Annotated in this window: 11 protein-coding genes and 2 pseudogenes; 4 read left to right on the forward strand and 9 right to left on the reverse strand. The window is 68.4% G+C overall.

Going from position 1 to position 14,628, the window contains the following annotated elements; all coding sequences use genetic code 11:
- The first annotated feature begins 3 nt into the window (after positions 1-3).
- A complete protein-coding gene (locus LPH33_RS25020) occupies positions 4-957 on the forward strand; it encodes a DUF1648 domain-containing protein (protein ID WP_229566579.1) in 954 nt (317 codons plus the stop codon).
- A gap of 25 nt (positions 958-982) precedes the next feature.
- On the opposite strand, the gene LPH33_RS25025 is transcribed toward LPH33_RS25020, so the two are convergent.
- Both LPH33_RS25025 and LPH33_RS25030 read right to left on the reverse strand, forming a co-directional pair.
- Positions 983-1,600, reverse strand: coding sequence for a YqgE/AlgH family protein (locus LPH33_RS25025; protein WP_194293793.1), 618 nt, complete (start codon positions 1,598-1,600; stop codon positions 983-985).
- A 13-nt stretch (positions 1,601-1,613) separates the two neighbouring features.
- Positions 1,614-2,282: a TetR/AcrR family transcriptional regulator gene (locus LPH33_RS25030; protein WP_229568513.1), complete on the reverse strand. Its 669-nt coding sequence runs from the start codon at positions 2,280-2,282 to the stop codon at positions 1,614-1,616.
- A 166-nt stretch (positions 2,283-2,448) separates the two neighbouring features.
- Here LPH33_RS25030 and LPH33_RS25035 point away from each other — a divergent pair, with 166 nt between their 5' ends.
- Positions 2,449-3,396 carry an NAD-dependent epimerase/dehydratase family protein gene (locus tag LPH33_RS25035; RefSeq protein ID WP_229566581.1) on the forward strand — a complete coding sequence of 316 codons (948 nt, stop codon included), beginning with the start codon at positions 2,449-2,451 and terminating at the stop codon, positions 3,394-3,396.
- Positions 3,397-3,406: 10 nt separating this feature from the next.
- Positions 3,407-4,726, forward strand: coding sequence for an MFS transporter (locus tag LPH33_RS25040; protein WP_229566583.1), 1,320 nt, complete (start codon positions 3,407-3,409; stop codon positions 4,724-4,726).
- A gap of 69 nt (positions 4,727-4,795) precedes the next feature.
- Here LPH33_RS25040 and LPH33_RS25045 read toward each other — a convergent pair whose 3' ends face one another.
- The 5 genes and pseudogenes from LPH33_RS25045 to LPH33_RS25065 all read right to left on the reverse strand — a co-directional run.
- Entirely contained in the window at positions 4,796-5,857 is a 1,062-nt protein-coding gene (locus tag LPH33_RS25045) for a sulfate/molybdate ABC transporter ATP-binding protein (RefSeq protein WP_229566584.1), read from the reverse strand.
- Positions 5,854-6,639, reverse strand: coding sequence for an ABC transporter permease (locus LPH33_RS25050; RefSeq protein ID WP_229566586.1), 786 nt, complete (start codon positions 6,637-6,639; stop codon positions 5,854-5,856). The genes LPH33_RS25045 and LPH33_RS25050 overlap by 4 nt, the downstream gene beginning before the upstream one ends.
- A complete protein-coding gene (gene modA / locus LPH33_RS25055) occupies positions 6,636-7,388 on the reverse strand; it encodes a molybdate ABC transporter substrate-binding protein (protein WP_229566588.1) in 753 nt (250 codons plus the stop codon). The genes LPH33_RS25050 and modA overlap by 4 nt, the downstream gene beginning before the upstream one ends.
- Positions 7,385-7,789 (reverse strand): TOBE domain-containing protein, encoded by a 405-nt coding sequence (locus LPH33_RS25060; protein ID WP_229566590.1) that lies wholly within the window; start codon positions 7,787-7,789, stop codon positions 7,385-7,387. Before LPH33_RS25060 ends, modA begins: the two co-directional genes overlap by 4 nt.
- 64 nt (positions 7,790-7,853) lie before the next feature.
- Positions 7,854-9,329, reverse strand: a pseudogene (locus LPH33_RS25065) (diflavin oxidoreductase); the annotation flags it as partial.
- A gap of 511 nt (positions 9,330-9,840) precedes the next feature.
- Between LPH33_RS25065 and LPH33_RS25070 the strand changes: the two are divergent.
- The gene (locus tag LPH33_RS25070) at positions 9,841-10,179 is read left to right on the forward strand and encodes a hypothetical protein (RefSeq protein WP_229566592.1); all 339 of its coding nucleotides are present in this window, start codon (positions 9,841-9,843) and stop codon (positions 10,177-10,179) included.
- Between the two features lie 205 nt (positions 10,180-10,384).
- On the opposite strand, the pseudogene LPH33_RS25075 reads toward LPH33_RS25070, so the two are convergent.
- Both LPH33_RS25075 and LPH33_RS25080 read right to left on the reverse strand, forming a co-directional pair.
- A pseudogene (locus LPH33_RS25075) lies at positions 10,385-12,976 on the reverse strand (molybdopterin-dependent oxidoreductase); the annotation flags it as partial.
- A gap of 127 nt (positions 12,977-13,103) precedes the next feature.
- Entirely contained in the window at positions 13,104-14,573 is a 1,470-nt protein-coding gene (locus LPH33_RS25080; RefSeq protein WP_229566594.1) for a CCA tRNA nucleotidyltransferase, read from the reverse strand.
- Positions 14,574-14,628 lie beyond the last annotated feature (55 nt).

The raw sequence follows: 14,628 nt of genomic DNA on the forward strand, positions 1-14,628 counted from the left end.
CCCATGACGATGCGTCAGGTCGACCCCGTGGGTGCGCTGCTCGGATTGGTCGTTCCGTTGCTGTGTGCCGTGGCCGTACTCGTGCTCACCCGCTCGTGGATCCCACGATTGCCCGGGGAGATCGCCACGCACTGGTCGGGCACGACACCCGACGCGTTCGGACCACCTATGACCTCGGCGTGGACCGCCGCCCTGCTGATCGTGCTCGTCGGGGGCGGATGCTGCGCGATCGCCGCGCTCGCGCAGGCGCAACTGCTCATGCGTCGCTACATGCTCGCGATCGGTCTCGGGGTCACCGGCACGATCACCGCGCTGTTCCTGGCCGGTCTCGCGGGGCAGCTCGACACGACCGACGCCACGCAGGCCGCGTTGGAGGGTTGGCCGGCGGTGCTCGGCATGTGGGCGGGTATCGCGGTGGGCTGGTTCGGGGGACGGCTCCTGCGCGACGGCCGGGAACGGAAGGCAGCGACAGTTGCTCCGGATCCGGCGCTGCCGCGCGGTCGCGCCGAGCTGCCCATCGTCGAGCAGGTGGGCACCGGTGCGGGCACGACGGCGGGACTGTCGCTGCTCGTCCTGATCCCCGCGCTCGTCGTGTGCGGTGCGACGCAGAGCTGGTGGCCGTTGGGTTTGATCGCGCCCGTCGCTCTGCTCGTGCTGGGTCTGCTGCGCTACACCGTGGTGGTCGACGCGGACGGGATCCGGGTGTCGAATCTGGCCACCGACGCGCTCGGATACGACCTCGACGAGATCGTCGGCGCGAAGGTCACCGAGACCCGCCCGTTCCAGGACTGGGGTGGCTGGGGGCTGCGGGCCAAGGGTGGCAAGCGGTACGGCCTGGTCACGCGCACCGGACCTGCCGTCGTGGTGACCACCGCCTCGGGACACGAATTCACCGTGACCGCAACGAGGGCCGAGGAGATGGCCGGCGCGCTCAACACTCTCGCCGACGCCCGCTGACCGGTCCCGGTCGCCCGAGGGGGGCTCAGTTGCGTTCGACCTCGATGGGGTGGGTCGCGAGCAACGCCATCGGCAGTGGTTGCCGGCGCAGCACCCTCGCCCACACGTCGAGGTGCGCGGGGGCGAGCACATCGGTGGGCAGGGCCGAAACCACCATCCAGTCGTCATTGCGTAGTTCGCCGTCGAGCTGACCTGCGCTCCACCCCGCGTATCCCGCGAAGATCCGCACACCCTCGACGTAGTGGGCGATGTGCCCGGGATCGGCATCGAGGTCGATCATCACCACTCGGCCGTCGACGTGGCGGATGCCGGGGACGTCGGTGATGTCGGCCCCCACCCGCAGCGTGCCGAGGCACAGTGCCGAACTGCGGTGGACGGGACCGCCTACGAACAGGGTCTTCGGTTCGGCGGCGAGCCACGACCATTGCGGCAGCATGGCGTCGACGGAGGTGTCGCTGATGCGGTTCAGGACGACACCGAAGCTGCCGGCATCGGTGTGCTCGATGATGTAGACGACGGTGCGGCGGAAGGTCGGCTCGGTGAGATCGGTGGCGGAGACGAGCAGGCTGCCGGCCCGCACCCTGGGTGTCGAGGGTGCGGTGCGGTCCTCGGGTTCGTCCTGATGCTGCGCCACGTCAGCCATTCTGTCACCGCCGTCACCGGCGCGTGGGGTGGAACCCGACGGTCTGTGCCAACAAGGCGAGATGATGTTCGAACAGGACCTCGCGGTCCGGAAAAGTGTCGGGGCCGTACTGCCCGAAGACCTCGAAGCTCACGGACCCGAACAACGACGGCCACACCCAGAGACCGCGTGCCAGTACGGAATCCGGGGCCGTGAGGGAGAACTCGTCCCGGATACGGCCCAGCGGTTCCCTCAGGCTCTCCGGAGGTGGGGCAGCGGCCGTGTCGTCCAATACACCCGCGGCGTGGGCCTCGTCCACGATCCGGGCCAGTCGCAGGACCACGCGGATACCGGGTGCGGTGGTGCGCTCGGCCGGGGCGGCGTAACCGGGCACCGGACTGCCGAACAGCAACCCGTAGCGGGCCGGTTCGGCCAGCGCCCACGAGCGCACCGCACGACCCAGGATGAGGAACCGATCGCGGTGGTCGGAGGGGTCGACTGCGTCGACGGCACGGTCGACACTGTCGCCGAGTTCGTCGTAGGCGTCGACGACGAGCAGAGTGAGCAGCTCGTCGCGGCTCGAGACGTAGCGGTAGACGGCGGAGGAGACGACGCCCAGGTCTCGGGCGACGGCACGCAGTGACAGCGCCGCCGCTCCGTGGGTGCCGAGATGCTCGCGGCCGATCCGGAGGATGTCGGCCATCGTCTGTGCGCGTGCGCGCGCCCGTGGTGTCGTCACCGGGCCATTCTGCCGTCGAACAGAGAGCACCGTCAACAAACGAGAGCACTGCTCTTGACAAGCACGGCCGCACGGAGGATCGTCGAAGTCATCAGAGAGCAGTGCTCACACTTTTCCGAATCGAGGAATCATGTCGCATCTCCAGGTGGTTGCAGGAGCCGGACCCGTCGGCTGGACCGTCGCCGAACAACTTGCCGCACAAGGACATCGCGTGCGCGTTCTCACCCGATCAGGCAGCGGACCGGAAAGCGCGGGCATCGAACGCCTGCGTGTCGACGTCACGGATCCCGAGGCCGTGGCCGCAGCACTCGTCGACGAAGACGGACTTGTTGCCGACGCGGTGTACATGTGCGTCCACGGGTCGTCCTACCGCGCCGCCGTATGGGCACGCGAACTCCCCGGCGCCGAGCGGGTCGTTCTCGACGCCGCCGCGAACCTGTCGGAGAAGACGGTCGTCGTCTTCCCCGAGAGCCTCTACTCGTACAGCGAACCCGACCGGATCATGACCGAGGACTCGCCCCGCGAGACCGACACCGGCAAGCGCGGTGTCCGGCGGCAGCTCCTCGCCGCCCGCGCAGCGCATCGCGCACCGACGGTGAGCGTCGTGGCATCGGACTTCTTCGGTCCGCGGGTACTGAACGCGATGGCCGGCGAACGCATGGTGCCCACCGTGCTCGCCGGGAAGAAGGTGCGGGTGCTCGGCTCGGCCGACGTCCCGCATTCGTTCACCTACGTTCCCGACCTGGCCGCGGCGATGATCGCGGCGGCGGGGGAGCCGACCGTGTGGAACACCGTGATCCACGCACCCACCGGACCGGCCGTGACACAGCGCGAGATCGCCACCGCCTTCACGCGGGCGGCCGGGCTGCCCGCGCCCGCGGTGGGGACGATCCCGTCCTGGCTGGTGCGGGCCGGTGGCCTCGTGAACCGGGACATGAAGGAACTCGCCGAGATGCTCTACCAGTTCGATACCCCGTTCGTCATGGACTCGACCCGCACCGAACAGGTACTCGGCCTGTCGCCCTCCCCGCTCGACGAAGCGGCCGCCCGCACGGTCGAATGGTGGCGGAGCCGATAGTGTCGTGCTTGTGCGAGACTCCGGGCAGCAGTCCAGGCAGCGGGCGTGGCGATCGACCGCGACCGCACTGCGGAACTCGCCGGGTCTCGTACGACTGACCGGGGTGCGGTTCGCGAGCCAGTTCGGTGACGGACTGTTCCAGGCGGCACTCGGCGGGGCGATCCTGTTCAACCCCGAACGTCACACCGACCCCGTGACGATCGCGGCAGGCTTCGCGGTGCTGCTGTTGCCGTACTCGGTGATCGGTCCGTTCGCCGGCGCCCTGCTCGACCGGTGGGACCGGCGCCTCGTCCTCGTCTGGGCCAACATGCTCCGCGGAGTGTTCATCGCGGCAGCCGCGGCCGTGTTGCTCCTCGGGGGACCGCAGACCCCGCTCATGCTGCTCGCGCTCGCCGCCGTCGGTGTGAGCAGATTCGTCCTGGCGGGCGTCTCGGCCTCGCTCCCGCACGTGGTGGCCCAGTCGTGGCTCGTCCCGGTCAATTCCGTTCTGGCGACGGCCGGTTCGGGTGTCTCGGCGGTCGGGGCCGCCACGGCGGTCGCGACCATCGGATTCGTGGGCGCGGGCGACACCGGTTCCGGGACGGCCGTCCTCCTCGGAGTGAGCGGTTCGCTCGTCGGCGCGGTCGCCGCAGCGGGATTCACCGCGAATGCGCTCGGCCCCGAGGGAATACGTCCCCGGACCGTGATCTGCACCGTTCTGGCGGGTCTGCGGACCGGTGCGGGAGCCGTCCTCGAAGCGCCGGGCGTGACGATCGCGATGCTCGGAATCGGCGCGCACCGCATCGTGTTCGGCATCGATACGCTCATCATGGTGCTCGTCCTCCGCGCTGCGGGTGACGACTCCGGCGCTCCGGCCGGGGAGAACGACTCCGACCTACTCGCAGGATTCTCCGGATTCGGTGTCGCGGTCGCCTGCACCGCCGCCGGCATGCTCCTCGCAGCCGTGCTCGCACCGATCCTGATCCCGCGACTGGGCCGGCCGCGCACCGTCACCGTCGGGTTGATCGCCGCCGCGATCGTGCAGTTCGCGTTCGTCACCACCGTGTCGGCCGGACCGTTGCTCGTCGCGGCCTTCCTGCTCGGCCTCGCCGGTCAGACCATCAAACTCACCGGCGACGCCGCGATGCAGATCGATATCGACGACGCGCGCCGAGGACGGGTCTTCGCGTTGCAGGACACCGTCTTCAACATCGCCTTCCTCGGCGCGATCGTCGTGGCGGCCTTCATGATCGACCCGGACGGGCGTACGCCCGAACTGGCCGTCGCTGGTGGGGTCGTCTACCTGATCGGGCTCGTCGCCGTGCTTGCCGTGCGGCGCAGACGGTACTGATCACGCACCCACAGCGGTAGCGATCACGCGCTCAGCGCGGCAGCGATCACGCGCTCAGCGCGGTAGCGATCACGCGCTCAGCGCGGCCGGATGGATCCCCACCTCCGTGGCCTTGACGACGAACCACACGGAGTCGCCCGGATGGACGTCGAGGTCGGCGAGCGCCGCCGTCGTGATCTCCGCGGCGATACCCGTATCCGACCGCACGAGCACCGTCGAACCCTGCGCCTCGAGTTCCGCAACCCTCACCCGCACCGCGTTGCGCGGGCTCCCGTGCGGAGGTTCGGTGTAGACGGCGACCGCCGACGGTGCGAAGACGGCGACGGCGGCCGCGCCCGGGACGCAGTCGTCGTGGACCCGGCCATGGACGAGACCGTCCGCGGATTCCAGCGCCCCGCCTCGCACGGTTCCGGTGACGAGATTGGTCCCCGCGATGCGGGCCGCGAAGGCACTGCGCGGTCGCGTCAGCACCCGGCGTACCGGCCCGTCCTCGACGATCCGCCCGGCCTCGATCACGATCACCCGATCGGCGAGGGCGAGCACGTCCAGCGGGTCGTGGGTGACGAGCAGGGCCGTGCGCCCGCTGTCGCGCAGGACGCGTCGCAGCAACGACCGCAGCACCGGTGTCGCGGTGACGTCGAGCGCGGCCATCGGTTCGTCGAGCAGCAGCAGGTGCGGTTCGGCCGCGAGGGCACGCGCGAGCGCGACCCGCTGTGCCTGTCCACCCGACAGTTCGTGCGGACGACGATCGGCGAGTTCTGCGGCATCGACCTCCCGCAGCCACCTCTCGGCGCGCACACGGGCCGCCCGCCGGCCCGCACCCGCACTGCGCGGCGCGAACTCGACGTTGCCAGCGACCGTCAGGTGCGGGAAGAGCAGGGCCTGCTGGGCGAGCAACACCACCGACCGGTCGTGCGGAGCCACGGCGACGCCGGTCGCTGTATCGGTGAGGACGCGACCGTCGAGTTCCACGCGACCCGCATCGGGACGCAGCAGACCGGACACCACTCCCAGCAGCGTCGACTTGCCGGCTCCGTTGGGGCCGAGCACCGCGACGATCTCACCCTGCGCGACCTCGAGGTCGACGTCGACGTCGCGTGCGGCGACCCGAGCCCGCACCGTCAGGCTCACAGCGGCCGGTCCTTCCGCCGCGAGTACACGGCCACGACGATCACGACGGCCACCAGGATCAACACGAGCGACAGCGCGACGGCGGCATCGGGATCGGTTTCCCGCTGCAGATAGATCTCGAGCGGCAGCGTGCGCGTCACACCCTGGAGGCTGCCGGCGAAGGTGAGGGTCGCGCCGAATTCGCCCAGGGCGCGGGCGAATGCGAGTACCGAACCGGAGACCAGGCCGGGCAGCACGAGGGGCAGGGTGATGCGCCGGAAGACCGTCGTGGGACGCGCGCCGAGTGTCGCCGCGACGTCCTCGTAGCGTGAATCCGCACTGCGCAGCGCACCTTCGAGACTCGTGACGAGGAAGGGCAGTGCGACGAAGGTCTGCGCGAGCACGACCGCGGTGGTGGTGAAGGCGATGTGGATCCCGAGCGCATCGAGGTGCTCACCGATCAGTCCGCGACGACCGAAGGTGTAGAGCAGGGCGATACCGCCCACGACCGGGGGCAGCACGAGCGGCAGCAGGACGAACCCGCGGATCACCGACATCCACCGGAAACTACTGCGCGCCAGCACCACTGCGAGCGGAACGCCGAGCAGGATGCACAGGATCGTGGCGGCCGCGGAGGTGCGCAGACTCAGGGCGAGCGCGTCGAGGGACGCCGGGGACGTCACGAGCGAGGGGAAGGTCGTCCAGTCGACGGTGAGCAGCATCGACACCAGGGGCACGACGACGAACAACAACCCGAGTGTCGCGGGGACGAACAGCCACCGGGGCAGTCCCGTCGCGGTCACGGCGCACCGAATCCCGCGGCGGCCAGGACGGTACGACCGTCCGCGCCGGTGACGAAGCGCACGAAGGCGTCGGCCCGTTCGGGATCTCGAGAATTCGACAGTGCTGCAACGGGGTAGATGTTGACGATCTCCGCGGATTCCGGGACGGAGACGACGGCGACCTTCTCACCGGCCCCCATCGCGTCCGTGACGTAGACCAGACCGGCGTCGGCCTGACCGGAGGTGATCTTGCCGAGCACGTCGGTCACCGACGACTCCTCGGACACCGGCGCGAGCTCGACACCGGCGGTGTCCTCGAGTCGCTCGGTGGCCGCCCCGCACGGCACCTGGGGTGCACATACGACCACCGAGAGACCGTCCCCGGTGAGATCGCCGAACGAGGTGACGTTCTTCGGGTTCCCGGGTTCGGTGACGATCGTGAGCGTGTTGGTCGCGAACGGGATCGGCTCACCGGCAACGAGTCCGGCCGCGACGGCGGTGTCCATCGTCCGGGTGTCGGCGGAGGCGAAGACGTCGGCGGGTGCCCCCTGCTCGAGTTGGGTCTCGAGATCGGACGAGCCGGCGAACGAGAGCTCCACCGTCACTCCGGGGTTCGCCGCCTCGAATCGTTCGGCGATCTCGGTGAACGGCGCCCGGAGCGAGGCCGCCGCATAGACGGTGAGGACATCCGAGCCACCGCCGGTGCCGCACGACGTCAGTGCCGCAGCGGTGAGACCGGCAGCGAACGCGGCGAGCGCCCGGCGCCTCATTCGGCCGCTCCGGGTGTCTCGACGATGACGGTGGTCGCCTTGACGACGGCCACCCCTATGCTGCCCGGCTCGAGACCGAGTTCGTTCACGGCCTCGGTGCTCATGAGCGAGACGATGCGGTGGGGGCCGCACTGCATCTCCACCTGCGACATGACGGTGTCGGAGACGACGCGCGTAACCAGCCCGACGAAGCGATTGCGAGCGGAGCTGCCCACCCCGAGCGGATCGGGACCGGCATCGGCCTGAGCGCGGGCGAACTCCGCCAGCTCGCGACCGTCGACTGTCTTGCGTCCGGCGGAATCCTTGCCGGCGCGCAGCAGCCCCTGGTCGATCCAGCGACGGACCGTGTCGTCGCTGACCCCCAGCAGCGACGCGGCGTCGCGGATCCGGAGGGAGGTCACGCGTGTCTCCGCAGATACGTCATGGACGCTACGTTATATCCGCATCTGCGGACCGACAAGCAGATCAGTAGACGTCGCGAACGTACCGCTTGTCGGCGGCCATCTGCTCGACGTACGCCGCGGCGGCATCGCGGTCGAGCCGTCCGTGCGCCTGCACCACCTCGCGCAGGGCCGCATCGACATCCTTCGCCATACGTCCGGCGTCGCCGCACACATAGAAGTGGGCACCGTTCTGCAGCCACTTCCACACCTGCGCACCGTGCTCGCGCATCCGGTCCTGCACGTAGATCTTCTGCCGCTGGTCGCGCGAGAAGGCCAGTCCCAGTTCGGTGAGGAAGCCGTCGGCGTGCATCGACTCGATCTCGTCGCGGTAGAGATAGTCGGTCTCGGATCGCTGGTCGCCGAAGAACAACCAGTTGCGGCCCGTGTGCCCGGCCTCGCGACGGTCGTGGAGGAAACCGCGGAACGGTGCGATGCCCGTACCGGGACCGACCATGATCATGTCGGTCTCGGGTGCCGGTGGCCGGAAGTGCTCGTTGCGCTGCACGAAGATCGGGATGTCCACGCCCTTGCTGTGATCGGCCAGGAACGACGAGCACACACCCGCCCGGGAGCGACCCTCGAATTCGTAGCGCACCACCGACACCGTCAGTTGTACTTCGCGCGGGTTCGTCTTCGGGCTCGACGAGATCGAGTACAGGCGCGGACGCAGACGGCCGAGGAGGTCCTTCCATTCGTCCCAGGGTGCCTTGAACGGGTACTCGGCGATGACGTCCATCGCCTGCCGCCCGTACAGCCACTGCTGCAGCTCGATCTTGTTGCCCGGCCGCAGCAGCTTCGCGAGTTCGGCACTGCCGCTCTGCTTCTGCACGAACCGCAGCAGTTCCGGTGTCACCCGGGTGATGTCGAGGTGACGGGTCGCGGCCTCCCGCAGCGGCACGGTGGGACGGTCGCCGAGTTCGACGGCGGTCTCCGGGTCGAGGGCGGTGACCTGCAACCATTCGTCGACGGCCTCCGGACCGTTCGTCGGCATCACCCCGAGGGCGTCGCCGGCCTCGTATTCGAATGCGGGATCGAAGATCTCGAATCCGAACTGGCGCACGTCCTTCGCCGAACCCGCACCACTCAGTGCAATGTTGCGGGTGATCCGGGTGACGAGCGGCGAGTTACGGGTGTAGGCGGGGGCCGCGAGAGCGGGAGCGGCCGATGCGACCGGGGTCGTCGAGCCTCCCAGCAGCGGTACGAGGGCGTCGAGCCAGTTCTGCGCGCGCTCGTCCTCTCCGGGTTCGCAGTCGACGCGCTCGGTCAGGCGGGTCGCGCCGAGAGTGCTCAGACGGTCGTCGACACGGCGCCCGAAGCCGCAGAAATCGTCGTAGCTCGAGTCGCCGAAAGCCAGTACTGCGTAACGTGTTCCGTGCAGTTCGGGAGCGGTGTCCGCCTCGAGCGACCGCCAGAACGACCCGCCGTTGTCGGGCGGGTCGCCGTCGCCGAAGGTGCTCGTGACGACCACGAGGTCGTCGATGTCGACCAGCGCGGCGACTGTAGGTTCTCGTTCTCGGTGTCAGTTTCTCAATTTCACGTCAGTTGGTTGTCAGCTGCGTGTCGATTTCTCAAGTTCGTGTCAGTAGCGGGACCCGGAAAAAGTGCCCCGGACCAGCGAGGTCGAGATCAGGTACGTGCAGGACTCCAGATGATCCTGTCGCAACGACCCCTCACTCCGGCGGATCCGTGTCGGATGATCCAGGGACTGCGAGTCCGGAAAGTCCGCAGCCACCCCACCGCATCACCTCGGCCCTCAGCCGGCCTCTTCCTATGATGCGCGAGGGGCACGGACCACCGGGACGTACGGTCGGTCCTCTGCCGATCGACTGCTCCGGTTGCAGAAGGAGAGAGACACGATGGTGTACACGGGCAGAGCCAGCGTCGACCGAATGTTCTGTGTGAAAGACGCGGACGATCGGGCCTGGGAAGAGCTTCCTCCGTTGCCCGAGCCTGGCTTTGGTCTGCTCGCTGCCGACACCGGGATGGTCTACGTGTACACGGGGATGTCCATGGGACCACTCGACCTGCAGGTCGAGGTCCTCGGTGAGGCTCCCGATCTCGTCGACAACGGATGGGAAGACATCGAGGAAGCCTCGCTGCAGACCTACTCGGATATCGCCACGGTCCTCACCGGCGCGGAGGAATCCGTCGAGGGATTCCCGGACACGGTGCTTTCGGCCGGCACCGGAACCTACCGGGTCCGCGCCTATGCCGCAGGACGCGACCTGGCGTGGGATCTCGTCGTCGACGAGGTGGTAGAGCGATACAAGCTGCAGATCTGGCCGGCACCGTACGCGCCACCTCGTATCGTCCAGCATCGCAGCGCACACCCCGTGATGGGCTACTAGAAACTGCTGCTGGCAGGCAGGATCGGGTTGATTCCGTTGTCGAGCGGACGACCCCGCGAACACGTGAGGTCATTCTCGAACGGTCAGTAAGACGGGACCGGAATTTCTGAGGATTCCGACAGAATCGTGAGAACCCGAACTGACACGAATTGGGAAACCCGCAGGTCCAAGGACCGTCCTACTGACACGTCCGGCGAGAACCTACAGCGACGTCGAGTTCGTTCAGCCCCGTCAGCCGCACGGCCCGACCGGCATCGCGGAGCCGTTGTGCGCAACTCGCCGCGAAGGATTCGGCATTGCCCGTCTGCGACGCCCAGGCCACCACGACGGCCGACCCGTCCGGCACCGCCTCGGTGGGCGTCGCGTCGGGAACCGCGGCCGAGTGCGCGTACATCCCGGCGAGCAGTCCGTCGACCCGTGCCCGCTTGTCGGCCGGGAACGGCGCGGTCGGCGGAAGGGTCGGCGCGGCAGTGATGTCCGCCGTCCTGAGTCCGGCGAGAAGACCTGCGAGATAACCGCGTTCGGTGTCGTCGAAGGTGGGGGTGGGCATCGTCTCGAGTCCCAGCGCAGACTCGAGACGGTCGAGCACCGAACCGCTCTCGAGCACCGATTCGACCGCGCCCGCGACCTTCTCCACCGACACGGCGCAGACCTTGAATTCGGGCTGCAGCGACGCCGGGTCGACGGCGTCGTTCGTCACGGCGTTGATGGCGAGATCGTCGCCGAAGAGGTCGTTCCAGTGGAAGGGCGCGAAACAGTTCCCGGCAAGCACCCGGTCGGTGACGACGGCCGGCAGCACGGCCCGGCCGCGCCGCGATGCGATCTCGACCCGATCGCCGTCGACGATCGACAGTCGCTGTGCATCATCGGGATTGATCTCGACGAACGGTCCGGGATTCAGTTTGGTGAGTTTCTCGACCTTCCCGGTCTTGGTGAGGGTGTGCCACTGGTGCTGGACGCGTCCGGTGTTCAGGACGAAGGGGTGGTCGTCGTCCGGTATCTCCGCGGCGGGCATGTGCGGGCGCGGGAAGAATCGGGCGCGACCGTCGGGGGTCGCAAACGCCAGTCGCGGACGGGAACCGTCCTCACGCACCACAGGGGTCCGACTGGTTCCGTCGTTGAGATAGCGGACGGGATGACGCGTCTCGGCCGACTCCGGTGGGCACGGCCACTGCACGGGCCCTTCCCGCAGTCGGTCGTAGGTCATGCCGCGCAGGTCGTATCCGGTCTGCGGATTCGCGAATCCGGTGATCTCCTCGAAGATCTCCTCGGCACTCGCATAGTCGAAGGCGTCGCCGAAACCCATCGTCTGCGCGACCCGCGCGATGATCTCCCAATCGGGCAGCGACTCGCCGACGGGTTCGACGGCCTGCTGCAGAAGATTGACGGTGCGGTCGGATCCGACGGTGACGTACTCGGATTCGGCCCACAGAGCCGCGGGTAGGAGAACGTCTGCGTACGAAGCAGTTTCGGTCTCGCGGTAGACGTCCTGCACGATCACCAGCTCGGCCTTCTCGAGTGCCTCGAGAACGGTGCTCCGATTCGCGATCGACGCCACGGGATTGGTGCAGATGATCCAGCACGCCTTGATCTCTCCGGCGGCCATGCGCTCGAACATGTCGACGGTGCCGGCGCCGCCCTCGGTGCGCAGCGTGCCGCGCGGCAGCGACCAGCGATCCTCGACGAACGCGCGGTCGTCGTCGGAGAGGACACTGCGCTGACCGGGCAGACCCGGTCCCATGTATCCCATCTCGCGGCCGCCCATGGCGTTGGGCTGGCCGGTGAGGGAGAACGGCCCGCTGCCGGTGCGGGAGATCGCCCCGGTCGCGAGGTGCAGATTGCAGATCGCGTTGGTGTTCCACGTGCCGTGGGTGCTCTGGTTGAGCCCCATCGTCCAGCAGCTCATCCACTCGCCGGCCTCGCCGATCCACTGCGCCGCGGTGCGGATGTCGGCCTCGGCCAGACCGGTGACCTCGGCGACGACGTGCGGTGGGTAATCGGCGAGGAAGGACTCCATGGCGTCCCAGCCGTCGGTGTGCTCCTCGACGAAGGCGCGGTCGACGTGCCCGTTCTCGACGATCAGGTGCAGCAGTCCGTTGAGCAGCGCCAGGTCGGTGCCCGGCGTGATCTGCAGGAACAGGTCAGCCTTGTCGGCGGTCGCGCTGCGCCGCGGATCGACGACGATCAGTCGCGCTCCCGCCTTGACCCGATCCATCATGCGCAGGAACAGGATGGGATGGCAGTCGGCCATGTTGGAACCCGACACGAAGAAGACGTCGGCATGGTCGAAGTCCTCGTACGAGCCGGGCGGGCCGTCGGAGCCGAGCGACTGCTTGTAGCCGGTCGCGGCGCCGGCCATGCACAGTCTCGAATTCGATTCCATGTGCGAGGTGCGCAGATATCCCTTCGCGAGTTTCGTCGCGAGGTACTGGGCCTCGAGCGACATCTGTCCCGAGACGTAGAGGGCCACCGCGTCGGGGCCGTGGGCCGCGACGATGTCGCTCAGGCGCCGCGCGGTCTCGGCGATCGCCTCGTCGAGGGGGAGCGGAGCCACCTCGGCCGCCCGCTCGGAACGCATCCACGCCGTTCCGAGCCGGCCCCCGGCCGCGAGCATCTCCGCGCTCGTCGCGCCCTTCGTGCACAACCGACCCCTGTTGGTCGGATGATCCTTGTCTCCGTATGCCCTCACCACGCGTCGGTCGCCCGTCTCCGGGTCGACGGCGACGTCGAGGAGCATCCCGCATCCCACACCGCAGTAGGAGCAGGTGGATTTCACCGTGGTGATCTCGTCCTGCATCCCGCAACTCCTAGACACCGTCTCGACTACGCCGGTGTCCATGCTGGAGAAGCGGTGTTGCGGTGGCGTCACCCGCGGTGAGCACGCGGTGACATCTGGCTCACGCCGCCGTCACGGCGATGTGAGATCAGGCGTTCGGGGGCTGGGCCTTCTGCTGTTCCGCCCACCACTCGAGCAGCGCGGCCTCGGCCTCGTCGCGCTCGAGCGGACCGCGGTCGAGCCGCAGTTCCTTGAGGAAGTTCCACGCCTTGCCGACGGTCGGACCTGCGGGAATACCCAGCAGTTCCATGATCGCGTTGCCGTCGAGATCGGGCCGGACCTTGGCGAGATCCTCCTCGGCGGCGATCCGCTCGATCCGTTCCTCGAGACCGTCGTAGGTGGCCTGCAGCGCGGCGGCACGACGCTTGTTGCGGGTCGTGCAGTCGGCGCGCACCAGCTTGTGAAGCTTCGGCAGCAGCGGCCCGGCGTCGTGCACGTAGCGGCGCACGGCCGAATCCGTCCACTGTCCCTTGCCGTAGCCGTGGAAGCGCAGGTGCAGGAAGACCAGGCGGCTGACGTCCTCGATCATCTGCTTCGAGTACTTGAGCGCGCGCATGCGCTTGCGCACGAGCTTCGCCCCGACCACCTCGTGGTGATGGAAGCTGACGCCGCCCTGCGGCTCGTTGCGCTTGGTGTCGGGCTTGCCGATGTCGTGCAGCAGCGCGGCCCACCGCAGGACGCGATCGGGATCGCCGTCCTCGAGGTCGATGGCCTGCTTCAGGACGGTCAACGAGTGCCAGTACACGTCCTTGTGCTGGTGGTGCTCGTCGATCTCGAGCTTCATCGCGGGGATCTCGGGGATCACCCGCTGCGCGAGACCGGTCTCGACCATCGTGTCGATGCCCTCGATCGGATAGTCGCCGAGGATCAGCTTGTCGAGCTCGGCCTGCACCCGCTCGGCGCTGATCCGCAGGATCTCGTCGGCCATCGAGACGATCGCGGTGTGCACGCGCTCGGTGAGGGCGAAGCCGAGCTGGGAGACGAACCGCGCCGCGCGCAGCATGCGCAACGGATCGTCGTGGAAGGAGTCCTCGGGCTTCGCCGGGGTGTCGAGCACGCCGGCGAGCAGGGAGTCCATGCCGCCGAGCGGGTCGACGAACTCGCCCGCACCGTCCGGTCCGATCCGCACGGCCATCGCGTTGACGGTGAAGTCGCGGCGCACGAGATCGTCCTCGAGACTCGTGCCGTACTTCACGATGGGGTGACGCGTGACACGGTCGTAGGCGTCGCTGCGGAAGGTGGTGATCTCGAGTTGCTCGAGTCCCTTCACCGCACTGATCGTCCCGAAGTCGATGCCCGTGTCCCACTGGTGGTCGACGAATCCGCGCAGCAGCTCCTGCACGACCTCCGGACGCGCGTCGGTGGTGAAGTCGAGGTCGGTGCCGAGGCGACCGAGCACCGCGTCGCGCACGCTGCCCCCGACGAGATACAGCTCGTGTCCGGCTTCGGCGAATCGCGCCCCCAGCGGGGCGAGGATGTCGGACAGATCGCGCAGAGTGGCCTCGGCTCCGGCGAGCAGCCGGGTACGACGGTCGGTGTCTGCGGTGGGGGAGTTCACGTCTTTGCACCTTACCGAGCAGCGCGTTCGTGTGGTTGAGCCGGGACCGACGTCG

It is taken from the genome of Rhodococcus sp. RDE2, assembly GCF_020885655.1.
GTDB classification, from domain to species: Bacteria; Actinomycetota; Actinomycetes; order Mycobacteriales; family Mycobacteriaceae; genus Rhodococcus; species Rhodococcus pyridinivorans.